Here is a 24,793-nt window from a genome sequence, read left to right on the forward strand (position 1 = left end):
TGCCAAGCTGCGTAGTCCGCTATTCTATCAGAGCCTGAGCCTCAATAAAAAAAGCCGCCGGACAGGCCGGCGGCTCGGGCTTAGATTACCGGGGTAATCAGAAGCGGTGGTTGTACTCGACGGTCAGCTTAGCCGAACGTGGCGCGGTGTAGCTGATGACGCGACCATAGGTCGAGGCAATCAGAGCGCCGCTGTTGTAGGTTTCGTCGATGGTTTGCTCGGTTTGCTTGTTGAACACGTTGAACACGTCCAGCTTGACGGTCAGGCCTTTAACCAGCGCCGGACGGTATGCCAGGTTGGCGTCCAGGCGGGTATCCCAAGGCAGACGGCCGAGCGAGCCACGAGGAGTTTCCTTGTCGCAGTAGAAGTAAACCGAACCGTAGTCCTGGATGTCATCCGGGATGTCCGGACGGTTACCGAAGCAGCTGCGCGGACGGCCGGAGGCGACCAGCAGATTGCCGCCGATTGCCCACTCAGGGCTCAGCTCGTAAAAGCCGAACGCCTTGATCTGGTGTTTGCGGTCATTCGGCAGCAGGCCGTATGCGCCGATCATCAGAGGGTAGTTATCCCAGGTCGAGGTTGCTGCCACGTCGGTCTGTGCATTGTCCGAACGGGTCTGGCCTTCGGTGTTACCGATGCTGCGCGACCAGGTGTAGTTGACACGGCCATACCAGCCATTGCGCAGCGGGTGTTCGGCGAACAGGTCAAACGCGGTGTAATTACGTTTGGCTTTGTCCAGACCGATTTCCGCCTTGGTCAGGTGAACGTTGGTGTACTTGCCATTACCAGCGAAATCAACCAGCAGATTGGTATCCTTGCCTGGGTTGATCGAAGCGCAGTTGAAGCCGCCGTAGTTGCTGGTGTCAACGTTGTTACGCTCAGCCCATTTGAAGATCACTGCTTCATCGCAGAAGTCATCGATGGTCGATTTCAGCTTGCGATAGGTTGCCTTGGCGCCGAAATTCAGGTTAGGCGAGAAGGCTTTTTCGAAGCCCAGGGTAATTTCATCCTGGTAGCTTGGATCGATGCCGAGCGCAGTCAGCGTATTCGGATCTTTGGCCTGGCCAAGTTCGTTGTTGGTCGAGAACGCGCCGGTCAGTGGCTGCAGCCCCAGCGGCAGACCGTTGGCATCGGTACCGGTGTAGGTGAAGAACTGACGGGTGTTCAGCGAACGGCTGGCGCCACGCACGGCCAGGTGGGTTGGAATCTGCAGCGCGTAGCGACCGGCGCTACCGAACACTTTCAGGCTGGCGTCGTTGTTGACATCCCACACTGCCGCCAGACGTGGCTGCAGGAAGCTCTTCACTTCCAGGAAGGTCTGACCGTCGCCATTCTTGTTCTTGAAGCTTTCGTTACGCAGGCCCAGGGTCAGCAGCAGGTCCTTGTTGACTTGCCAACGATCTTCGATGAACTGCGCCGCCTGGGTCGATGCGGCAGCGGTGGTCGAGTCGAAGATACGGTTGCTGACGTAGTAACCCTCAGAACCCAGCCCGCCACCCGTGCCGACCACGATGTTGTTGCCGCCACCAACACTCACCGGGGTGTTCGGGGTCAGGGTACGGCTGTATACCCAAGTACCGCCACCGCCATATACATCGCCGGCAGCTTCCGAGGTCAGCTTGTTGTTATCCAGACCAGCGCGGAACGTATGGTTATTCCATTTGTACTCAAGGTCCAGACGTTTGGAATCGATTTCGCTGCTCGAATCGCCAGCCGTCACCAGGCCGGACAACACCTGCGAAGAGGTGTAGTTCAGGCCAGGATAGCGAGCTGCTGCTGCTGCACTGATCTGGAACAGTGGACCAGTCGGTGCGGCGCCAATGATATCGTAGCGATTGGAGTTTTTGGTCTTGCTGCGGCCAATCAGTGCCTGCAAGGTCAGGTTATCGGTCAGATTGCCGGTATAGCGCGCGATCTGGGTGGTGGCGCCCACCGACGGCGTGAAGTCTTCGCTGTTCTTGTAGTGCTGCGAAGCCGTCTGGGTGGTGCCGTGGGTGTTGTTGCTGTAGTCGTAGCTATACAGCTGGCGGTCGGTTTTCGGGGTATCACCCAGCGCCGTCACCTCAACACGGTGGTTATCGGTGATATTCCAGTCCAGCTTGACCATGTAGCGGTCGATCTTGTCCTGGTTTTCTTCCCAGCCCTGGTTGTTGTTGGTAGTGCCGGTACGGGTACCCAGCACAGCTTCGCGATCGATGCGGCGTGCTTCAGCAGCGGCGAACAGGAACAGCTTGTCTTCGATAATCGGACCGCCAACATAGGCGCCATAGATTTTCTCGGTGCGGCTGTTGTCCTGATTACGGCGGTACAGCGTACCATCCGTGCCGTTGGTACCGGAGTTTTCTTTTGCGCCAGTGACCGGGTAGTAAGTGTCTTTGCGTTTAGCGCGCAGCGATTCTGGCTCGATGCTGAAGCTTGCGCCCGCTTCCCAGTTGTTGGTACCGCTCTTGGTGGTAATATTGACCACACCGCCGACCGAACGGCCGAACTCGGCGCCAAAGCCGCCGGTCAGAATCTGTGCCTGGGCAATCGCGCCAAACGGCAGTTCCGAAGCGCCCAGCTGGGTCAGTGGATTGGTAACCGGGAAACCGTTGATGTAGTAAGCATTTTCCGATGCGCCACCGCCGGCGAAGCTGGCGCCCGCAGCATAACGGGAGTCGGCACGGGTGGTGTTAGGTGCCAGCTGAATGATGGCGTCGACGCTTTGCGTGATCGGCAATTTATCCAGTTCACGGGCAGTGAAGGTCGCGCCGTTGTTAGCACTGGAAACGTCGATGCGGCTGCGGCGGCCGGTCACCTGGACCGATTGCACGCCAGGGGCTTCGAAACGTGCTTCGACGCCCTGGCCTGCCAGCACTTCCAGGTTGGCGGAGATGCCAGCGGTATTGCCTTGTTGCAGCGTCGCGCTGTAGCGACCGATCGGCAGCGCGGTCGCGTTGAAGCTGCCGCTAGCGTCGACAGGTGCGGTACGGGTAAGGTTGGTATCCAGATTTTTCAGCACAACCGAAGTTGCGCTACCCGGAGCGACGCGGCCGTAGACGTTACCGGACGCATTCGACTGCGCCATTGCCGGCTGCACAACGGCGGCGGTCAGTGCTGCGGTGCCAAAGGCAATCGTCAGCGCGTTCACAAGAACAGTTTTTCTAAACATATGAGTGTATTCCCAATTTGAAAAATTATTTGCCTGGTAGGCAACGATACCCATTCTCTCTCTGATGGAGAGCTCTTGACCAACAATTAAGGACGCCATAGCTCGCCCTATCCGTCCATAAAAACACGCGCCAAACAAGTGTGTCAACAATACAACTTTTGTTATGCAACAAAACAACGGGAAAGCGAAAAAAATGCCAAAAAACGGTTTATTTTATTTAAGTTGAGCCATAAATAATTTATGATGAAACGGCAGATTTTATGCGCCTCATCCTCAGAGCACTCCGTTTATTCCATAGCTCAAAATCCCTATATCGATATAAAATTTTTCGCCCACCCCTGCGAAGGCAAACTCGCAGAACAAAATTCTGTCACGATTATTTCACTTGACTTACTGGTGCAATTAAAAGTTACCACGCACCAACGTGGATGCAATATGCACCAGCATGGGGCGAGAATAACTTCCGGTATTCATCGCCCTGTGAATTTCTTTGGGCGGGCGTGCAACGATTAAAATGAGCGCTCATCATTCAGATCGGATCGTTCACCATGCCCCGCTTTTACGTGTCCCAGCCGCTGGCCATCGGCCAGCTTGTTCAGTTACCCGAAACGGTGGCCCACCATATCCAGGTGCTGCGCCTGGCCCAGGGTGAGCTGGTTACACTGTTTAATGGCGACGGCGGCGAATATACGGCCGCGCTGACCGAGATCGCCAAGCGCAGCGTGAGCGCCGAGGTCAAGGCGCATCTGGCGCGCGAAGCCGAGCTGCCGTTCGCGGTGACGCTGGCGCAGGCCCTGCCCGAAGGCAGCAAGATGGACTGGATTATCGAAAAGGCGATCGAGCTGGGCGTCTCCGGCTTCCAGCCGCTGGCGGCGCAGCGCTGCGTGGTCAAGCTGTCGGCGGAGCGCGCGGAAAAGAAACTGGAACATTGGCGCGGCATCATCGTGTCCGCCGCCGAGCAGAGCGGCCGCAACCACCTGGCGCGGCTGGCGCCGCCGCAGGACTACAAGCACTGGATCACCCAGCAGGACCTGCACCGCCGCATCATCCTGACGCCGCGCGCCGGTCAATCGCTGGCCGACTGGGCGCGCCACCAGCCGCCGCAGGCGGTGACGCTGGTGGTCGGCCCCGAGGGCGGCCTGAGCGAGCAGGAAGAGGATCTGGCGCTGCGCCACGGCGCCCTGCCGCTGGCGATGGGCCCACGCATCCTGCGCACCGAGACGGCGGCGCTGGCGGCGGTGTCGGTGCTGAGCGCCGCCTGGGGCGGCTTCTAATAAGAGAATAAAAAAACCCGCGCCGCCCGAAGGCGTGCGCGGGGTTTTCAGGCCGTGCCGAAGCTTAGAACTTCAGGTTGGCGCCAACGGTGATGTAACGACCGATGGTGTCATACGACTGCGGGAAGGTATTGCCGCTGTTCATAGCAGTAGTACCGATGGTGCCGCCGACGATAGGTGGCTTCTTGTTGGCCGCGTTGACGATGCTGACGTTGAAACGCAGGTTTTTCGAGAAGGTATAGCTGCCCGACAGATCGACGTAGTTGTAGGCATCGATATGACGGAAGGCTGGCAGGAAGTTGGTGGTTGCCAGTGCCAGTGGCTCGACGTCCACGGCACTCACATAACGCCAGTTGTAGCCAACCGAGAAGGAACCCACGTTCCAGGTGGTGCGCTGGTTGAACTTGCGTTTGTACACTGGAGCGTTGGCCACGTCGCCGCACGCCACCGAGTAGTAGCCCAGGCAATCGCGGTTGACCGAGATCGGCGAAGCTTGGAACTTGAAGCTCTGGACTTGGTTGTAGCCCAGCGCCAGGTCAAAGTTACCCCACTTCGGATCCAGGTTCAGCTGTTTACCTTGCAGCTTGTACTGTACGTTCAGATCGATACCGCTGGTTTCCTGACGGCCCGAATTGGTACGCTCGGTCGCTACGCCGCTCGACGCTACGCCGTTGAACGTACCGTTGGCCGGGTTACGGCCGATCAACAGGCAGTTGGCGGTCATCGTGTAGCCAGGATTGTTACGGTAGCAGGCATCCAGCACGTCGGTGGTGCTTGGGCGCGAGATCGCGTCAGCAATCGTGATCTTGTAGTAGTCCAGCGACACGGCCAGCTTCGGCAGTGGCTCCCAGACGAAACCGATGGTTTTGGTCTTGGCGACTTCAGGGCCCAGGTCCGGATTGCCGCCGGCCAGGTTGTTGATCTGACCCGACGATGGTGCTGGCAGTTTGCCCAGCTCGCTCACCGGCACGCCGGTCAGGCGGCACAGGTTAGCCAGCGTGCCAGCGGTGTTCGCCTGGGCCGGGTTGACCAGCGCCAGCTGGCAAGGATCTACCGCCAGATTGGACAGGCCGGTGACCTTCGGTGCGAACAGCTCGTTCACGTTAGGTGCGCGGGTGGCTTTCTGTACCATGCCGCGGAAACGCAGCGACTGCACTGGCGCCCATTCCGCACCAATTTTCCAGCTGTTGTAGCTCAGCGAATCCTTGCTGCCCGATTTGAACTGCGTCTCGCGGTAGCCCAGGTCAGCATTCAAGGCGCGGATGAACGGCTTGTCCTTGACCAGTGGAACCTGGGTTTCGATCGCCAATTCGCGCAGGCGGAAGGTGCCGGTACGGTCTGGCGTCGGTGCGCCGGTGCCCAGCACTTCGCCCTGGATCTGCGAAGCAGCGTCGGACTGGGTGCCAGCGGCCAGCTTGCGCTGCTCACCGGTGATTGCCATGGTGATCGGCTGACCCGACCATGGGCTGACGAATTTCTCGCCCAGGTCGCCTTGCAGCGACGCGGAGCCCACGTCCTGCTGCACGCTTTGCAGCAGCACGGCGCTGGAGTTGACGAAGCCCAGCATGGCTGGCGTGATGCTGCCAGCGGCGCCCCACACGTTCAGCGGTACGCAGTTGTTGGAAGTGACCACGCACTGGGTGGTGCTGACCGAGTTCAGCGCTTGCTGTACTTTCGACAGCGAGCCCCAGTTGCCGCGTACCTGGGTCTGGTCGGCGGTGCCACGGGTCCACGATGCATCGTAGGTCCAATCGAGGAAGGCGTCGCCGCGCAGGCCGATGGTGTATTGCAGCGTGCGGTTGCTGAAATCGTTCAGGCGTGGGCCCAGTTCGACAAAGCGGCGGTTGACGGTCATCGGCACCAGGGTGGTGTTGCCGGCCACGCAATTGGCGGCAGGAATACCGACGCGGTCGCAAATCTGCTGACGCGCTGGCGCTGGAATGAATGGGTTACCGATAGGCACGTTGAAGACGTTGCCGAAGGTGCCCGATTCCGCCAGCGTCGAACCAACCTTGCTGCTGGTGTAGAACACTTCGCTGTAGGCTTCTACGTGATCATTGATCTTGTAGTTGGCCAGCGCGGTGGCTTGGGTACGATCCAGGCCGGTCGAATAGTAGTTCAGCGGATTGGTGTTGTACGCCACAGCTGGCTGTACCAGACGGCCGGTTGCCGGATCGATCTGCCAGGTGCCGCCCAGATTGTCGCTGCCGCCGGTCAACGGCTTGGTGACAGCAAACGCTGCCGGCACAGTGGTGGCCGAACCGCTGGCCAGGCCGGTGGTCGAGCTCAGGCTGGTGATACCGTAGGAGCGTGCGCCTTGGCGCACTGGGTCCGAGGTGGTTTTGCCGATGCTCAGTACCACGTTGCCGCGGCCGTCATCCAGGTTGGCGCCCATGGTGATGTCGGTGCGCTTGCGCTTGCCATCGTGGTCGCTGGTGGTGCCGCCGTAAGTGGTGGTGGCGTCAAAGCCGCTGAAGTTTTTCTTCAGGTTGAAGTTGATAACGCCAGCTACAGCGTCGGCGCCGTAGGCTACCGATGCGCCACCGGTCAACAGGTCAACGCGGTTCAGCAGTGCCAGGGGAATGGAGTTGGTGTCCACCGTGCCGTCCAGGCTGAACGGCACCAGGCGGCGGCCGTTGATCAGCACCAGCGTGCGGTTGGCGCCCAGGCCGCGCAGGTCGACGGTTGCTGCGCCCGAAGTGCCGTTGTTGGTGCCAGGACCGATCGAAGGCACTGCGCCAGGCAGGGTCTTGACGAATTCTTCTACCGACACGGGTTGCGACTGCTTGATCTCTTCAGCGGTAATCGACGAAATTGGGCTGGTCGAGGTCGTGCCAGGCGCGGTAATGCGGGTACCGGTCACTTGCACCGATTCGATTTTCTGCGGCGCAGCATCCTGTGCAATGGCGTTGTGCATCATTGCGGTCATGCCTACCAGCATCGAGCCGGCGAACACGCTGCGCAAGGTACGCGACATCATCTTCTCTTGGATCATTGTAAAACTCCCATTATTAAACTCCCTGATAGAGAGAAACCCAACCAAATCAATCCACTCGTCTCTATTTAAACCGCAGCGTTTTTAATTGGCCAGCCTAAGGATTCTTTTTATATCTGGGTTATCCAGACCTGAATCTCATTTATGTACACCCCTGACATTTCGATTTTGCAGGCGCACTGCATGAAACCACTGGCGTACAGAAACTGTCAATAACGGAGGTAATCCAATTCACATCAGCCACAAAGCGTAATTAGCCCGGCAATGCAAGGACTTTAATCTACTTACACATGCTGCACCGCAACATATTTCATTGCATATTTCGCAATTCCTTACATTGCAGATTTTTTATTCATGTAACGCAAAGTAAAAACAAAGCACGTATTGTAAATTCATGTAAAACCAACGATTGTGCGGGGCTGTAAAATTTCCAAAAAGCCGTTGTTTGTGCAGTGCAACATGCAATGTGTCTCATTGCGAACACAAAGCAATACCACTAGGTTCATGTGATAGCAAAACGATACGTCAACGAAAATTGCTCGAAAGAATTGCTGTTGTGCCGCAACAACGCCCAATTTTAGTGCGCAACGCACTTAATTGGCGCATATGCTTATTTGGTTTTTATTTTAGAAACTCCAGCAATGCGGGAATTAATATTCAGCACCCAACTATTTAAAAGTTAATTAAGCGGAATTAATCCGCGCTGATAATCTGCTCTTTAATATCCGGTGATGGCGCGCGCGGTGCTTGGGCTGGCGCGCCCTGGCAAGGTAAAATAGCGGCTGCGGCCACGCCCGAGGGGGACGGCCGCTCCGCTCTCCGCTAGCTACGGAGCCCTGCAATTTACCGAAGAACACCCATGCTGCGTTTAAACGAAGTCAAGCTCCCGCTCAACCACGCCGAGGAGCAATTGCCGGCCGCCATTCTGGCGCGCCTGGACATCCCTGCCGCCGACCTGATCGGCTTCACCGTCTACAAGCGCAGCTACGACGCGCGCAAGAAATCCGCCATCGTGCTGACCTACTCGCTGGATATAGACGTGGCCAACGAGGCGGCGCTGCTGAAGCGCCTCAAGCACGACGTGCACCTGATGCCGTCGCCGGACATGGCGTATCAATTCGTTGCCGATGGCCACACGCTGGCCGCCCATCCGGACTTTCAGCGCCCGGTGGTGATCGGCATCGGCCCATGCGGCCTGTTGGCGGCGTTGATCCTGGCGCAGATGGGCCTGCGTCCCATCATCCTGGAGCGCGGCAAGGTGGTGCGCGAACGTACTGTCGACACCTTCGGCTTCTGGCGCCAGCGCAAGCTGAATCCGGAGTCCAACGTGCAGTTCGGCGAAGGCGGCGCCGGCACCTTCTCCGACGGCAAACTGTACAGCCAGATCAAGGACCCGAAACACTACGGCCGCAAGGTGCTGACCGAGTTCGTCAAGGCCGGCGCGCCGGAAGAAATCGTCTACGTCAGCAAGCCGCACATCGGCACCTTCCGGCTGGTGAAGATGGTCGAGTCGATGCGCGAAACCATCGAGGCGCTGGGCGGCGAATACCGCTTCGAAAGCAAAGTCACCGATATCGACGTCGAAGAAACCGCCGACGGACGACAGATCCGTGGCCTCACGCTGGAGAGCGGCGAGAAAATCGCCACCAGGCACGTGGTGCTGGCCATCGGCCACAGCGCACGCGACACCTTCGAGATGCTGTACCAGCGCGGCGTCTACATTGAAGCCAAGCCGTTCTCGATCGGCTTGCGCGTCGAGCACCCGCAATCGCTGATCGACGCCTGCCGTTTCGGCCCGAGTGCCGGCCATCCCATCCTGGGTGCGGCCGACTACAAGCTGGTGCACCATGCGTCCAACGGCCGCGCGGTGTACAGCTTCTGCATGTGCCCTGGCGGCACGGTGGTGGCGGCGGCATCCGAGCCGGGCCGCGTGGTCACCAACGGCATGAGCCAGTATTCGCGCAATGAACGCAACGCCAACAGCGCCATCGTGGTCAGCATTTCGCCCGAAGTCGACTATCCGGGCCACCCGCTGGCCGGCATCGCCTTCCAGCGCGACCTGGAGGAGAAAGCCTTCAAGCTGGGCGGCGGCACCTACAATGCGCCAGGCCAGCTGATGGGCGACTTCGTGGCCGGCAAGGCCTCGACCGACTTCGGTTCGGTGGTGCCGTCCTACAAGCCGGGCATCACGCTGACCGATCTGGCGCAGATCCTGCCGGAATTCGCGGTCACCGCGCTGCGCGAAGCCTTCCCTGCGTTCGACAAGCAGATCAAGGGCTACTTCAAGCATGACGCAGTGCTGACCGGCCTGGAAACGCGCACTTCGTCGCCGATCCGCATCAAGCGCCGCGACGACACGCTGCAAAGCCTGAACACCAAGGGCCTGTTCCCGGCCGGCGAAGGCGCCGGTTACGCCGGCGGCATCCTGTCGGCCGGCGTGGACGGCATCAAGGTCGCCGAAGCGGTCGCGCTGGCAATGGCCGCGCAGCAGCAGGCGTAATCAGTCCCGCAGCGGCAGCCGCAGCTTGATGCGGCAGCCAGTGCTGCCGGGGGCGTTGGCGGCCAGCGCCGCCTGCCCGCCCATCTGGTGCATGATGGTGTAGACGATGTGCATGCCCAGCCCGGAACCGCCCTGCCCGCGCTTGGTGGTGAAGAAAGGCTCGAACAGGCGCTCACGCGCCTCCCCCGCCAGGCCGACGCCATCATCGCTAAATTCCAGCAACAGCCAGCGCGTACCGCCCTCCAGCGCCATGCGCGCGGCCAGCGTTACCTGGCCGGGGCCGCCGTCCGGATAGCCATGCTTGGCCGCGTTCATCAACAGGTTGGACAGCACTTGCGACCAGCGCCCGGAATCGAGCCGCGTGCGCAGCTCTGGCGCGATGTCCACCGTCACATTCAATCCCACCTTGCGCAATTCCGGCCCGTGCGCCGACACCACGCTCAGCGCATGCTCGCGCAGCGCCACTTCGGCCTCGTGCGCGCTGCCCTGGTCCACCGCCAGCTGCTTGAAGTTGCCGATCAGGTCGGCCGCGCGCGCCAGGTTGCGCTCGATCAGCTGGGCGCCCTCGCTGAGCCGCTGCGCCACCGCCAGCAATTCCGAGCGGCTGACGCGCTCGCCGTTAACGCACTTCAGCAAGTCCTGCGCGTAGCTGGCCATGGTGGAGGCGGCCGTGACCGCCACGCCGATCGGCGTGTTGACCTCGTGCGCCACGCCAGCCACCAGCGCGCCCAGCGCCGCCATCTTTTCCTGCTCCACCAGCGTGGCCTGCGCGGCCAGCAGCGCCTCGCTGCGGCGCTGCACCTTGGCCTCCAGCTGCTGCTCGCGGTCCTGGTGCTGCAACTCGGCGGCACCGCGCGCGGCAAAGATCGACAGCAGCGACAAGGCCAGCAGGCGCTTATCCTCGGAAATCGGTTTGGTGTCGATGGCCGACAGGATGCCCAGCGTCTGCCCTTCGGTGTCGATCATCGGCATGCCGATATAACTTTCGGCCTGCATTTCAACTAATAAAGTGTCTTCGGGATAGTCGGCCTGGATGCCGCTGGCATGGAAACACATGCATTGTTCGGTCACGTCCTGGCAGGGGGTGTGCTGCAGGCTGTATTCCATGTTCGGCGCGTAGTCGGCGCCGCCCCACACGGCCAATGTACGGATGCCTTCGCCCTGCGCCAGACTGATCACCCGGCCGGCGATCACATAGCGGACATCCAGCGCCTGAGCCAGGTCCCGCACCAGAATGCGCAGGAAATCGTCGCCGCGGGCGCGGGCAGTCGAGGCGGTGATCGAGCGCAAAGCAGCCTCGGCCAACACGCGTCCGTCAGCCGCATCGAATAGCGGCGTGCTTATTCTGTCTTCGCTCATGGCAGGCTCCAAGTAGCTAACTCTGCAGCTATTGTAACGTTCCCCAACTTCATTAACCTATATCAATATTCGGTCAACCACTAGCACAAGCTAGGCATAATTCATCATAAACTTTGTATTTTTGTGTAAAAAACTCGTAAATTTGCGCTAAAACCGCATTAAGTGTTGTTTATTTCAATGTTGTTACAGAGCTCCGATTGACCCGGTTTCGCGCGGATGGTCTGATAACCGCCACAGAATAATCGCGTAAACAGATTATTCGACGTGGCTGATCTCAATAAACAAGTAACAAGCAATACTCGAAGGAGTGGTAATGATCATTGAAACCGTAATGTCGCGCTCGCTGCGCCTGATGTTCGCCAGCGGCGCCGCACTGATGCTGGCACAACCGGCATTTGCACAAGATAACGCGCCGATCCAGCGCGTTGAAATCACCGGCTCGGCCATCAAGCGTATCGACGCTGAGACCGCAGTGCCAGTGACCGTGGTGAAGGTCGACGACCTGAAGAAAGAAGGTATCACCACCATCGAGCAAGTGATGGCCAGCCTGAGCGTTTCGCAAGCCCAGCAAGGCACCAGCCAGACCGTTGGTTCGGGCACCGGCGGTTCGTCGTTTGCCGACCTGCGCGGCATCGGCCAGAACAAAACCCTGGTGCTGCTGAACGGCCGCCGCCTGGCTAACAACGCCATCGACAGCTCGGCCCCCGACCTGAACATGATTCCGTTCGCCGCGCTGGAGCGTGTCGAGGTGCTGCGTGACGGCGCTTCCTCGCTGTACGGCTCGGACGCGGTCGGCGGTGTGATCAACTTCATCACCAAAAAAGACTTCCAGGGCGGCACCATCACCGTCGGCGCGGATAGCCCAGAGAAAAAAGGCGGCGATTCGAGCAACTTCAACGCCGGCTATGGCTGGGGCGACCTGGACAAGCAAGGCTTCAACATCTTCGCGATGGTCGACCGCCAGCAGCAGAACCGCCTGGGCGGCACCGATCGTAACTACAACACCCGCTACGCTGGCGGCCTGTCGGCATCGACCTACCCGGCCAACTGGTCGCAGGGTGAGATTTCCGGCAATCCGGCCGGTCCAGGCTGCAGCACCGGCGTGTTCCTGATCCCAGGCAAAAACGGCGCCTGCCAGATGACCACCTCGTCCTTCGTCGACTACATTCCGAAGAGCGAGCGCACCACCGGCCTGATCAAAGGTACCTTCAAGATCAACGAAAACCACGAACTGGGCGTCGAGTTGCTGTCGACCGAAGCCAAGGTCCAGACCCAGGTTGCGCCAGTACCATACGGCGGCCTGTACATGAACCGCCTGCGTCCGGACGGCACGCCTAACCCGTACTTCCCAACCGACGCCCGCATCAGCCCGACCTACTCCGACGCATCCGGCGAAGCGACCTCAGGCGTACTGCCAGGCTTCGTCAACGTCCGCTGGCGCGACATGTTCCACGGCCCGCGCGCTGATGAGAACATCAACAAGCAGCAACGTCTGGTGGTCTCGCTGAAAGGCGTGCTGGCAGGCTGGGATTACGAAACTGCGGTTTCGTACAACGAAAACAAGGTCAAGCAAAACCTGTTTGGCTACAGCGATGGCGGCATCATCACCAAAGGCGTGCTGGATGGCGTGATCAATCCGTTCGGCGACCAGACCGCCGCCGGCACCGCACTGCTGGAAAGCGCAGCACTGAGCGGCAACCAGCGTAACTCGAAAGGCACCAACAAGGCAGCCGACCTGAAACTGAGCCGCGAAGTTGGCGACTGGCTCAACACCGGCCACCAGGCAGCACTGGCAGTGGGCGCCCAGTACGAGCACCAGGAGTTCAAGGACGCCGCCAACACCGAGTTCGCACAGAAAGTCGTGGCCTCGACCGGTATCGATCCTAACCTGCTGCAAGAAGGCAGCCGCAATGTGTCGGCCTTCTACTCGGAACTGAATGTGCCGCTGCTGAAGAACCTGGACGTGACCGCCGCTGTCCGTTACGACAAATACAGCGACTTCGGCCACACCACCAATCCGAAGTTCTCGTTCACCTACCGTCCGGTCAACGCGCTGATGTTCCGTGGTTCGTACTCGAAGGGCTTCCGCGCACCGTCGCTGTATGAGCTGAACGCAGCCAACACCTACACCAACTCGGCCAACACCCTGGACGATCCGATCAACTGCCCAGGCGGCACGCCTATCCCAGGCAAATCGTCGCCAGCCAACTGCTCGCAGCAGTTCCAGGTGATGAACGGTGGTAACCAGGCGCTGTCGCCAGAGCGTTCGAAAAACGGCACGCTGGGCTTGATGTGGGAGCCAATCAACAACCTGTCGCTGTCGGCTGACTGGTGGACTATCCGCCTGACCCAGCAAATCGGCAACCTGCAGGATTACGACGTGCTGGGCGACCCGGTCACCTTCGCTTCGGCTTACCACCGTAACGCTTCGGGTGACCTGGCAGTCGATGGTTCGCAGTGCCCTAACCCGATCACCTGCGGCTACATCGATCTGCGTACCCAGAATCTGGGCGACCTGAACACCAACGGTGTCGACCTGTCGGCAGCTTACAAGCTGCGTAGCAAGGAATACGGCAACTTCACCTTCAACTACAGCGGCACCTGGGTACACAAGTACGAGTACCAGAACTTCCAGACTGATGCCATGCATCAGAACGTCGGCGTGTACTCGGGCAACGGTCCTATCTTCCGTTGGCAGAATACCCTGAACATGAACTGGGCCAAGGGTGATGTCGGCGCAGGTCTGGTGGCGCACTACAAGTCGGGCTATATTGACCAGGATCCAGAGAACCACGTTCCTTCGTACACCACCTGGGATGGCTACGGTTCGTGGAAAGCACTGCCAGGCCTGACCCTGACCGCCGGCGTGCGTAACCTGTTCAACCGCCAGCCACCACTTTCGTACCAGACTGGTAACTTCCAGGCTGGCTACGATCCACGCTACACCGATCCACTCGGCCGTACCATGTACGTGCGTGCAACCTACGATTTCTAATAGGTTGATATGAAAATCCCCGGCTTGCCGGGGATTTTTTTTATAGCCAGCCGGCTTTCTTGAAGCGCCGGTGCAGATACAGGCAAACGCCGATCATGATGGCAATCGCCATCGGATAGCCAAACTTCCAGTCCAGCTCCGGCATGTATTTGAAGTTCATGCCCCACAGCCCGGCAAACGCAGTAACGATCGCAAAGATCGCCGCCCACGCCGCCAGCCGCTTGTTCACTTCGCTTTCCTCAATCGCCGTCATCGACAGGTTGACCTGGATCGCCGTGGCGATGGTGTCGCGGATGCCGTCCAGCGAAGCATTGATGCGGTGCAGGTGATCGTGCACGTCGCGGAAGTATTCCTGCGTCTCCAGGCACATCGACGGCACGCGCCCGCCATGCAGCCGCCCGACCGCCTCCATCAGCGGCGCCACCACATGGCGTACCGTGGTGACCTTGCCCTTCAGCTCATACAGCCGCTGAATATTGTCGCGCTGGCGCCCCTGGGTGAAAATCAGCTCCTCGATTTTTTCCAGCTCGGTTTCCAGCATGTCCAGCACCGGGAAGTAACGGTCGACCACCGCATCCATCAGCGCGTACAGTACGAAGGCCGGGCCGAGGCGCAGCATGTGCGGCTCCTTCTCGGCGCGCGCGCGCACACTCTGGAAGCCTTGCTGGCTGTCACCGTCGCGCGACGACAGCACATAGTTCTGGCCGACGAAGATATCCACCTCGCCTACCGCCACCTCGCCCCCGTGGCACTCGATGGTCTTGACCACCACGAACAGCGAATCGCCGTATTCCTCGATCTTTGGCCGCTGATGGCCGCGGCTGGCGTCCTCGACCGCCAGTTCGTGCAGACCAAACTCATGCTGCATGGTCGCCAGCTCCTCGGGCTGGGCATCGCGCAAGGCGACCCACACGAAGGTCTCCGGTTTCTCCAGATAGTCGCTAATATCTTCCACCGGAATGTCGGCCATTTTTTTACCATCCTGGTAGGCCACACAATTAATCAGCATACGTCATCCATAAAAAAGAAAGCCCTAGTCCTCAATAGCCAAGAGCTTACCTCAAACAGATGTTGCTGCAGGTTACGCAACGCTTAAGTAGCGTGCGGCCGGCTTGCTATGCGACAGATTCGGCGCCAGTGCCAGGCGCGCCTGCTCCATGCGGACGAAGTCCTGCACATCCGGCAGCGAGGGCAGCGTCACCAGTTCGCGCTGGTCGAAGCCGGCCAGCGCCGCATCCACCAGGTCTTGTGGCGACATCACCCATTCCTGCGGCAGGTTCTCGACCGCGTGGCCGGCACGGTCCCAGAATGGCGTGCCGATCGCGCCCGGCAGCACCGCCTGCACCTGCACGCCCCTGCCGCCCAGCTCGTGGTGCAGCGACTGCGTCAGCGCCAGCACGAAGGCCTTGCTGCCGCCGTAGGTGCCGTTCAGCAGTTCCGGCTTCAGCGCAGCGATCGACGAGATGTTGATGATGGCGCCCGCGCCGCGCGCCACCAGGCCCGGCGCCACCGCACGGCTCAGACGGGTCAGCGCGGTGACATTGACGCTGATCAGCGTATCCAGCTCTTCCGGCGTAGAATCGATCAGCGATTTGACGGCGCCCAGGCCGGCATTATTCACCAGCATGCTGATGCTGGCGTCGCTGGCCAGGCGCTGTTCAACGCGGCGCAAATCGGCCGTCACGCCAAGGTCGGCGGAGATTGTGTCGACCTTGCGGCCGGTGGCGGCGCCCAGTTGCGCTGCCAGCGCCGACAGTTTGGCGGCGTCGCGCGCCACCAGGATCAGGTCATAGCCACGGCGGGCCAGACGGTCTGCGTAAATGGCGCCGATGCCCGACGATGCGCCGGTGATGAGTGCGGTTTTCATGGTCCCTGCTCCTTTTCGTTAAGTTGATGGAAGCAGTGTACGGTGCGCCACAATGGCTGTTATGCCATAAAAACCTCATTTCATGCCATGCTGGCGAAGCGCGTGGGCGGCACGCCGACATGGCGGGTGAACGCCACGCTGAAGGCGCTGGCGGAGCCGTAGCCGACCTGCTCCGCCACGGCGGCGACACTGCCACGCTGCCGCAGCAGCAGCTTGGCGCGCGCCATGCGCCAGCGCAGCAGATAGGCCATCGGCGCTACGCCGACCGCGCTGCTGAAACGTTCAAAAAAGGCCGAGCGTGACAGGGCTGCCTCCTTGGCCAGCTGTGCCACGGTCCACGGCCGTGCTGTCTCCTCATGCATGCGCCGCAGCGCCAGCGCCAGCCGTTCGTCGGCCAGGCCGCGCAGCAAGCCGGGCGAGGCGGTGACGGCGGTCGAGCGCAGCGCTTCAATCAGCAACACCTCCAGCAGATGCGACAGCACCAGCTCGCGCCCCGGCCGCAGGCTGCGAGACTCGTCCCGCAGCAGCTGCACCAGCGTCGCCAGCCGCTGCTCGCCGCGAATATGGATCAGCTCCGGCAGCAGCGCTAGCAGCAAGGCGGCGTCCGGCGAATCGAAGGCGCAGTGCCCGACCAGCAGCACCGTTTCGGCCGGACCATCGGCCACGCCCAGCCGGAAAGCGCCGTCGCCCAGCGCCAGCGGCGGCGCATCGTCAGCGGCGTCCGGCGGCGGCAGCAGGCTGGTCATCGCAAACTCGTGCGATTCAGGGATCAGCACAAAGTCGCCCTGTTCCAGTTGCAACGGCGGCTGTCCGCTGACCGTCAGCCGGCTGGCGCCTTCCAGCACCGCGCAATAAAACGGCTGGCCGGCATGTGAACGGCGCACGCGCCAGGCGCCGGTCCCGCTGACCACCTTGGAGAATTGCGCGCGCGGCTGGAGCAAGGTGACGACTTCGGCTAGCGGATCGATCATTTCCGGACGCTTTCTAATGATACTTGGACGACTGATTATAGCTAGTCCGGCAGCGGCACACTACAGTGTAGGCACTCAACTCAAGGAGCTAGCATGAAAACCATTTTGATTACCGGCTGTTCGTCGGGCTTTGGCCTGGAAATCGCACGCCATTTTCTGGAGCGTGACTGGAACGTCATCGCCACCATGCGCACGCCGCGGGCGGATCTGCTACCGCCCTCGCCGCGCTTGCGCGTGCTGCCGCTGGATGTGACTGACGCCGGCAGCATCGCGCAACTGATGGCAGATGCCGGGCCGATTGATGTGCTGGTGAATAACGCCGGCATCGGTGCGCTGGGTGCGCTGGAAGGTATCGGCATAGCGACTGTGCGCGAGGTGTTCGAGACCAATGTGTTCGGCACGATCGCCATGACCCAGGCGGTGTTGCCGCAGTTCCGCCTTCGCCGCGCGGGCGTGGTGATCAATGTCACCTCCAGCGTGACCTTGAAACCGCTGCCGCTGTTGTCGGTGTACACAGGCAGCAAGGCAGCGGTGAATGCGTTTACTGAATCGCTGGCGCTGGAGCTGGCGGCCTTCGATGTGCGCGCGCACCTGGTGCTGCCGGGACGCGCACCATCCACCAGCTTCGGCGCGAATGCGAAGGAACGGCTGCAGATGCACGAGGCTTATGCGGAATTGACGGAGAATGTGTTTGCGGGATGGGCGCAGTCCACCGAGGCGGTCACGCAGGCTGGCGATGTGGCGGAAGCGGTATGGCGGGCGGCCACCGAACCCGATGCGCCGATGCGGCTGGCGGCTGGGGCGGATGCGGTCGCACTGGCGAAGTAACTTGTGCGGCGCAGTTTGCCCCGGACTGCGGCGCGCAGTCCGGGGCCAGCGTCACCCCTCAATCATCCTTCGCGCCGTCGATGCCGAGTTCGGCGATCTTGCGGGTGATGGTGTTGCGGCCTATGCCCAGACGTACCGCCGCATCGTTCTTGCGGCCGTGCGTGTGCTTGAGCGCGGTACGGATCAGCGCCGATTCAAACTGCCGCCCCAGCACCGCCATCACTTCCTGCTGGCCGCCACTCAGCATGCTGGCGGCCTGCGATTCCAGCAGTCCCAGCCACGCATCCGGGGAACTGGCGGCGCTGCCGTTCAGCTCGGCGCCAGCCACCGTGGTGACCGTGCCATGATGCTGCACGCTATAGCTTTCCGCCGGCGCACCACCCAACGCTGACGCAGCCGTACCGCCCGCCTGCTCCTGCGACAGCTCCAGCGGCAAGTCCTTGATCTCCACCGTCTGCCCCGGCCCCATCACCGTGATCCAGTTGCACAGGTTCTCCAGCTGGCGCACATTGCCCGGCAACTCCAGGCTGCACAGGAACTGCAAGGCTGCGTCGCTCATGCGCTTGGCTTCCACGCCCAGCTGCTTGGCACTCTGCACCAGGAAGTGACGCACCAAAATAGGGATGTCTTCGCGGCGCTCCCTCAAACTGGGCAGACGCAGACGGATCACGTTCAGGCGGTGGTACAAGTCCTCGCGGAACAGGCCTTCGCGCACCCGCTGCTCCAGATTCTGGTGGGTCGCCGTGATCACCCGCACATTGGCTTTCAGCGGCTGATGGCCGCCGACGCGGTAGAAATGGCCGTCCGACAGCACCCGCAGCAAACGGGTCTGCAAGTCAAACGGCATGTCGCCGATTTCATCGAGGAACAGCGTGCCGTTCTCGGCCTGCTCGAAGCGGCCCCGGCGCGTGGTCTGCGCACCGGTAAAGGCGCCGCGCTCGTGGCCGAACAATTCGGACTCCAGCAAATCCTTCGGTATCGCCGCGGTGTTCAGCGCGATAAACGGCTGTGCCGCACGCGGCGAGTGCTTGTGCAGCGCGCGCGCCACCAGCTCCTTGCCGGAGCCGGATTCACCGGTGATCAGCACCGTCACATTCGATTGCGACAGGCGGCCGATGGCGCGGAAAACTTCCTGCATCGCCGGCGCCTGGCCGAGAATTTCCGGGGTTTCCGCCGGCCCCGATTCAACGCTGGTTTCGCGCAGGCTTTCGTCGAGCGCACGGCGGATCAGCTCCACCGCCTTGTCGATGTCGAAGGGCTTGGCCAGGTATTCAAAGGCGCCGCCCTGGAAGGCTGCGACCGCCGAATCCAGATCGGAAAAGGCGGTGATGATGATGACCGGCAGGCCGGGGAAGCGTGACTTCACCAGTTGCAGCAGGTCCAGCCCGGAATCGCCCGGCATGCGGATATCGGACACCAGCACTTGCGGCGTCTCGTACTCCAGTGCCGCGATCGCATCACGCGCATTGGCAAAACTCTTGGTGGCCAGGTTTTCCCTGGCCAATGCTTTTTCCAGTACCCAGCGGATCGATTCGTCGTCGTCTACTATCCAGATTGGCTTCATGTATTGTGTGGTTCCGCGAGTATCGTCAATCAAGGGACACGGTCCGCAATGCCCGCCGCGGCTTATGGCAACGGCAGCAAAATACGGAAATCCGTACATCCAGGCCGGCTCTCGCACTCGATCACGCCCATGTGCTGTTGCACGAAGGTCTGCGCCAAGGTCAGCCCCAGGCCACTGCCGCCCTCCCTGCCGGATACCAAAGGGTAGAAGATGCGGTCGCGGATCTGGGGTGCGATACCCGGTCCATTGTCAATGATATGCAAGTCTAATGCCAGCCCGTAACGGACCTTGGCCAGCGTGACCTGGCGCGCCACCCGCGTCTTGAAAACAATCTGCGCCTCGCCCGCTTCAATCTGCGCCGACAAGGCTTGCGCGGCGTTGTGCGCGATGTTCAGCACGGTCTGGATCAGTTGCTCCTTGTCGCCCCGGAACTCGGGAATCGACGCGTCATAATCGCGCAAGATGATCAGGCCGGATGGGAACTCGGCCAGCATCAGGCTGCGCACCCGTTCCAGCACCTCGTGGATATTCACGTCGCCGACGATGTGCGGGCGGCGGTGCGGCGCCAGCAGGCGGTCCACCAGCGTTTGCAGCCGGTCGGCTTCCTTGATGATGACCTGGGTGTACTCGCGCAGCTGCACCGCGTGCGCGCCCGGCAGTTCCATCTCCAGCAGCTGCGCGGCGCCGCGGATGCCGCCCAGCGGGTTCTTGATTTCATGCGCCAGGTTGCGTATCAGTTCCTTGTTGACCTGGCTCTGGTCGAGGATGCGTTCCTCGCGGTCCAGCTTCAGGTGCTGCTGGTTTTCACGCAGCTCGATCAGCACGCCGCCAACAGGATCTTCAACCGCTGACACCATGCTGTGCACATGCAGCGGTTCGCGCCCACCGCGCTCCAGCGTCAGGTCCTGGCGCAGGTCGGAGAACTTGTGTTCACGCGCCTGCGCACAGATATGGTCCAGTTCTTCCGGATTGATGAACTGTGCGCTCAGCGTCTGGCGCGACAGCGCCTTCAGCGAGCTTTCCAGCAGGTTCTCGGCGGCCGCGTTGGCGTAGGCGATCTTGCCTTCGGCGTCGACCAGCACCACGGCGGAAGCCAGCAGCTCCAGGCCCGCCAGCGCTGGCGGACGGTGGATGGCGGCGGCCGCGCGGGCCGCGATATTACTCACAATACTCATGGCAAACTCGTCATCGGATATTCGCGATCTCACGTTTCAAGGCATCGACATTTTTCTCCGAGCGGCTGATGCTGTCGCGCAGGCCGGCCACCCGTTCCTGGTACTTCGCGTAATTGCGTTCATCGCCGCGACGCTCCGCTTCGCCGCCGTTGAATTCGCGGCGCAGCTCGGCCAGTTTTTGCGTCTCGGCCCTCAGTTCATCTTCCAGTATGCCGCGCCGGTCGGCATCGCGCGCCTTTTGCTCGGCGCTGTCGACACGCGGGAAATCGCCCGGCGGCGCGACTGGCTGGGCGTTGCGCGGCGATGGCGCCACGCGGCGCGGCGGCGCTGGAATGGCCACGCCCGGCAGATCCATCAGATCGCAATGCGGGCCACGTTTTATATCGGTCAGTTCCTTGCGGCCGTCGGCCGTGGTGCATTTGTAAATCTGCGCATGCGCTGCCGTGGCTGCGGACAGCAAGGCCAGCAACGCCAGTAACGCACTCGGTTTCAAACTTATTGTCATTCGTAATCCGTGGAGGGAAACATCCTTCCCGAATATACAGCATCCAAATAAAAACGCGGGGAAAGCCCTGCTCGCCCCGCGTCTTGTGCAGCATCATCCGCGCCGCAGCGCGGAACGATTACAGCGAGTAGTACATGTCGAACTCGGCAGGGTGAGTGGTCATGCGCATACGCTGCACGTCCTGCATTTTCAGTTCGATGTAAGCATCGATCATGGAATCGCTGAATACGCCGCCACGGGTCAGGAACTCGCGGTCTTTATTCAGGTTGTCCAGTGCTTCTTCCAGCGAAGCGCACACGGTTGGGATCAGTGCATCTTCTTCTGGCGGCAGGTGGTACAGGTCTTTCGACGCTGCTTCGCCTGGGTGGATCTTGTTCTGGATACCGTCCAGACCAGCCATCAGCAGCGCTGCGAAGCACAGGTAGACGTTGGCCAGTGGATCTGGGAAGCGGGTTTCGATACGGCGGCCTTTTGGATTGGCCACGTGTGGAATACGGATCGAAGCCGAACGGTTTTTCGCCGAGTAAGCCAGTTTCACTGGCGCTTCGTAGCCTGGCACCAGGCGTTTGTACGAGTTGGTGCCTGGGTTGGTGATCGCGTTCAGTGCTTTGGCGTGCTTGATGATGCCGCCGATGTAGAACAGCGCGTCTTCCGACAGGCCGGCATAGCCGTCGCCAGCGAACAGGTTTTTGCCGTCTTTCCAGATCGACTGGTGCACGTGCATGCCCGAACCGTTGTCGCCAACGATAGGTTTTGGCATGAAGGTCGCGGTTTTGCCATAGCTGTGGGCAACGTTCCAGACCACGTATTTCAGGTTCTGGGTCCAGTCAGCGCGCTCAACCAGGGTCGAGAACTTGGTGCCGATTTCGTTCTGGCCAGCGCCAGCCACTTCGTGGTGGTGGACTTCAACCGGGATGCCCAGCGATTCCAGGATCAGGCACATTTCCGAACGCATGTCCTGGAAGCTGTCCACTGGTGGCACTGGGAAGTAGCCGCCTTTGACGGTCGGACGGTGGCCGCTGTTGCCGCCTTCGATTTCCTTGTCGGTCGACCACGACGCTTCGTCGGAGTCCACTTTGACGAAGCAGCCGGACATATCGATCTTCCAGCGCACGCTGTCGAAGATGAAGAATTCTGGTTCTGGGCCGAAGTAGGCGGTGTCGCCGATACCCGACGATTTCAGGTAGGCTTCAGCGCGCTTGGCGATGGAGCGTGGGTCGCGGTCATAGCCCTTGCCGTCGGCTGGCTCGATGACGTCGCATTGCATGAACAGCGTGGTCTCTTCCATGAACGGATCGATGCGCGCGGTGTTTGGGTCCGGCAGCAGTATCATGTCCGATGCTTCAATACCTTTCCAGCCGGCGATCGAGGAACCGTCAAACGCGTGACCCGATTCGAACTTGTCGATGTCGAAAGCCGACACTGGCACGGTGACGTGCTGTTCTTTACCACGGGTATCTGCGAAACGGAAATCAACGAATTTGACTTCGTTTTCCTGGACCATTTTCAACACTTCTGCGGCCGTAATTGCCATGCGTATCTCCTAAAGGGAATATGTGGAACTCGTGAGACTTAAGTAAGCAGTATCCATGCCAGCCCGGAACGCATTCACAGCAGATTTATCGCGCACTTAATTGGTGCAATTCCTGCATTTTGCACCTTATGGGTGCATTTTAGGATATTTTCTGAAAAGCGCATGGTTTTGGTGCATCGGGGTCGCGGACTCGCGCGGACGCCATATAATAAACTTAAACCAATAACCGGAAAACCTTATGAGCAAAATAGATGAGATTCTGGCGCTCGCCCGCAGCCGCAGCAAAGACTGGCCCTATGCAGGCGCGGTGACGCCGCAGGAGGCCTATGAATTGCTGGGTGCGGAAAACGCCATCAAGCTGGTCGATGTGCGCACCAATGCCGAGCGCGATTGGGTCGGCCGGGTGGCGATACCGGAAGCCCAACATGGTGCGGTGCAATGGGCAACTTATCCAGGCGGCAACGCCAACCATGAATTTATCGAGCAATTGAATGGCATCGCACGCAAGGACCAGGTGATTTTATTCCTGTGCCGCTCCGGCGTGCGCTCGCGTGGTGCAGCCAAGCTGGCGACCGAACACGGCTACCAGCATTGCTACGACATCCTCGAAGGCTTCGAGGGCGAGAAGGACGAGCACGGCCACCGCAAGAACATCAACGGCTGGTGCCACGCCAGTCTGCCTTGGATAGGCGCTTAGACGGGGACCGCGTCCGGCGCAGTGGCGGTGGCTTCGCCGATCAGGAACATGATGCGTTTGCGCACAAACTGTATGTGGCTGCGCAAGCCATACAAGCCATCGGCAAACGATAGCGGTATCGATACCTGATTGACCAGCTCCTCAATCTGGTCCAGCCGCTTGAGCTGTTCCTCGTACACCTGCAGGCGCGTCGCCACCGGCGCCTCTTCCACCTTCTGCTCAACCGCGCGCAGCTGTCCATACCATTTGTACACGCGCGAGCGGATACGCCACACATACAGCGGCGGTATCACTTTTGACAGCGGCAGTATCAGCGCGCCCAGCGCCACCACCAGCACCCACATGCGGTCGAAGAAATTCGCCAGCCAGAAGGTCATGTAGCGCTGCAGGAACGGCGGGCCGCTCTTGTAGAACTTGGCCGCTTCCGGATCGACCGGAATTTCGCTGTACTTGGCCGACGGGAACTGGCCCTGCTGCTGGAACCAGCCCGCGCCGCTATGGATGCCCGACGCGGCTTGCACAAACAGGTCCACCAGCGCCGGATGCAGGTCTTCACGGCCGACCAGCGTGGCGGTCGGCGCGATCAGCTTGTAATCCTCGGCCGGCAGGTTGCGGCCCAGATCGACGATGCCTTGCGGCAGCATCACATGCGTCAGGAAAGGCAGCTTGCGCGAATACGCTTCGGCCTGGTTGAAGCCGAACAGCTTGATGCCCGGCGTTTGCAGCAGCATCTGGATCAGCGGCGCTTCCGGCGCCGAGGTGAATACCAGGCCGTCGATGCGGCCTTCCAGCAGCTCCACCGTGGCCGGCGTGTTGGCCAGCGAAAAACGCTGAACCTCACCCTTCTCCACGCCATTCAGCTCCAGGATCTGGTTGAACAAGCGTGGCGAGCCCGAACCTTTGGGGCCGTAGTTGATTTTCTTGCCGCGCAGCTCAGTCAGCTTGGTGACCGGCGGCTTGCCCTTCTCTTCGCGCAGGAACAGCCACAAAGGCTCAACGAACAGGCTGCCCAGCGAGGACAAGCCTTCACGCTCGGCCGCTTCCTCGTTGGTGGAGCCGCTCTGCACGAAAGCAATATCCACCTTGCCTTCCTTCAGATTGCGCAGGTTCTCGCTGGAGCCGGCGGACGACACCATGGTCACCTTGACGCCATGCTTGGCCAGCGCGGCGGCGTATTTCTTGCCGAATTCTTCGTAGGCGGAATTTTCCTGGCCGGTGCCAAGCCGCACCGTGCGCGGCGGCGCCGGGTCCACCAGCCAGTAAGCCAGCAGGCAGACGCCGACGATGGTCAGCACCGTTGGAGCAGCGGCAACAATCAGGTCCCGTATCGAGAACTGCGTAAATTTGAGGATCTTGGACATGTGATGGCGCATAGGTT

16 protein-coding genes are annotated in these 24,793 nt (G+C 60.6%); 5 read left to right on the top strand and 11 right to left on the bottom strand.

Going from position 1 to position 24,793, the window contains the following annotated elements; all coding sequences use genetic code 11:
• Positions 1 to 97: 97 nt before the first annotated feature.
• Positions 98 to 3,130, bottom strand: a complete 3,033-nt coding sequence (locus KW842_RS10935) for a TonB-dependent receptor domain-containing protein (protein WP_373925165.1) — start codon at positions 3,128 to 3,130, stop codon at positions 98 to 100.
• A gap of 569 nt (positions 3,131 to 3,699) precedes the next feature.
• Between KW842_RS10935 and KW842_RS10940 the strand changes: the two genes are divergently transcribed.
• Entirely contained in the window at positions 3,700 to 4,425 is a 726-nt protein-coding gene (locus tag KW842_RS10940) for a 16S rRNA (uracil(1498)-N(3))-methyltransferase (RefSeq protein WP_218304109.1), read from the top strand.
• A 64-nt stretch (positions 4,426 to 4,489) separates the two neighbouring features.
• Here the strand turns inward: KW842_RS10940 and KW842_RS10945 are convergent, their stop codons facing one another.
• On the bottom strand, positions 4,490 to 7,420 hold the full coding sequence (locus KW842_RS10945) for a TonB-dependent receptor domain-containing protein (protein ID WP_218304110.1): 2,931 nt from the start codon (positions 7,418 to 7,420) through the stop codon (positions 4,490 to 4,492).
• 859 nt (positions 7,421 to 8,279) lie between these two features.
• Here KW842_RS10945 and KW842_RS10950 point away from each other — a divergent pair.
• Positions 8,280 to 9,920, top strand: coding sequence for an NAD(P)/FAD-dependent oxidoreductase (locus KW842_RS10950; RefSeq protein ID WP_218304111.1), 1,641 nt, complete (start codon positions 8,280 to 8,282; stop codon positions 9,918 to 9,920).
• Here the strand turns inward: KW842_RS10950 and KW842_RS10955 are convergent, their stop codons facing one another.
• Complete coding sequence (locus KW842_RS10955; RefSeq protein WP_218304112.1) at positions 9,921 to 11,279, bottom strand: GAF domain-containing sensor histidine kinase; 1,359 nt, start codon at positions 11,277 to 11,279, stop codon at positions 9,921 to 9,923. It abuts the gene before it with no gap.
• 313 nt (positions 11,280 to 11,592) lie between these two features.
• On the opposite strand from KW842_RS10955, the gene KW842_RS10960 reads away from it, so the two are divergent.
• A complete protein-coding gene (locus KW842_RS10960) occupies positions 11,593 to 14,274 on the top strand; it encodes a TonB-dependent receptor (protein ID WP_218304113.1) in 2,682 nt (893 codons plus the stop codon).
• A gap of 40 nt (positions 14,275 to 14,314) precedes the next feature.
• Here KW842_RS10960 and corA read toward each other — a convergent pair whose 3' ends face one another.
• The 3 genes from corA to KW842_RS10975 form a co-directional block, all read right to left on the bottom strand.
• On the bottom strand, positions 14,315 to 15,283 hold the full coding sequence (gene corA / locus KW842_RS10965) for a magnesium/cobalt transporter CorA (protein WP_218304114.1): 969 nt from the start codon (positions 15,281 to 15,283) through the stop codon (positions 14,315 to 14,317).
• Positions 15,284 to 15,355: 72 nt separating this feature from the next.
• Positions 15,356 to 16,141 (bottom strand): SDR family oxidoreductase, encoded by a 786-nt coding sequence (locus KW842_RS10970; RefSeq protein WP_218304115.1) that lies wholly within the window; start codon positions 16,139 to 16,141, stop codon positions 15,356 to 15,358.
• An 80-nt stretch (positions 16,142 to 16,221) separates the two neighbouring features.
• Positions 16,222 to 17,112, bottom strand: a complete 891-nt coding sequence (locus KW842_RS10975) for an AraC family transcriptional regulator (protein WP_218304116.1) — start codon at positions 17,110 to 17,112, stop codon at positions 16,222 to 16,224.
• A gap of 93 nt (positions 17,113 to 17,205) precedes the next feature.
• On the opposite strand from KW842_RS10975, the gene KW842_RS10980 reads away from it, so the two are divergent.
• A complete protein-coding gene (locus KW842_RS10980) occupies positions 17,206 to 17,940 on the top strand; it encodes an SDR family oxidoreductase (protein ID WP_218304117.1) in 735 nt (244 codons plus the stop codon).
• Positions 17,941 to 17,998: 58 nt separating this feature from the next.
• Here KW842_RS10980 and ntrC read toward each other — a convergent pair whose 3' ends face one another.
• The 4 genes from ntrC to glnA form a co-directional block, all read right to left on the bottom strand.
• Positions 17,999 to 19,504 (bottom strand): nitrogen regulation protein NR(I), encoded by a 1,506-nt coding sequence (ntrC, locus tag KW842_RS10985; RefSeq protein ID WP_218304118.1) that lies wholly within the window; start codon positions 19,502 to 19,504, stop codon positions 17,999 to 18,001.
• A gap of 62 nt (positions 19,505 to 19,566) precedes the next feature.
• Positions 19,567 to 20,679 (bottom strand): nitrogen regulation protein NR(II), encoded by a 1,113-nt coding sequence (glnL, locus tag KW842_RS10990; RefSeq protein WP_218304119.1) that lies wholly within the window; start codon positions 20,677 to 20,679, stop codon positions 19,567 to 19,569.
• 10 nt (positions 20,680 to 20,689) lie between these two features.
• Positions 20,690 to 21,184, bottom strand: coding sequence for a DUF4124 domain-containing protein (locus tag KW842_RS10995; protein WP_218304120.1), 495 nt, complete (start codon positions 21,182 to 21,184; stop codon positions 20,690 to 20,692).
• A 118-nt stretch (positions 21,185 to 21,302) separates the two neighbouring features.
• Positions 21,303 to 22,718, bottom strand: coding sequence for a type I glutamate--ammonia ligase (gene glnA / locus KW842_RS11000; protein WP_072784841.1), 1,416 nt, complete (start codon positions 22,716 to 22,718; stop codon positions 21,303 to 21,305).
• A gap of 238 nt (positions 22,719 to 22,956) precedes the next feature.
• On the opposite strand from glnA, the gene KW842_RS11005 reads away from it, so the two are divergent.
• On the top strand, positions 22,957 to 23,415 hold the full coding sequence (locus KW842_RS11005; protein WP_218304121.1) for a rhodanese-like domain-containing protein: 459 nt from the start codon (positions 22,957 to 22,959) through the stop codon (positions 23,413 to 23,415).
• Here the strand turns inward: KW842_RS11005 and KW842_RS11010 are convergent.
• Entirely contained in the window at positions 23,412 to 24,776 is a 1,365-nt protein-coding gene (locus KW842_RS11010; RefSeq protein ID WP_218304122.1) for a TAXI family TRAP transporter solute-binding subunit, read from the bottom strand. The two genes, KW842_RS11005 and KW842_RS11010, sit on opposite strands and share 4 nt — an antisense overlap.
• Between the last annotated feature and the right edge of the window lie 17 nt (positions 24,777 to 24,793).

The sequence above is a fragment of the Duganella sp. sic0402 genome (assembly GCF_019219065.1).
Lineage (GTDB): Bacteria > Pseudomonadota > Gammaproteobacteria > Burkholderiales > Burkholderiaceae_D > Rugamonas.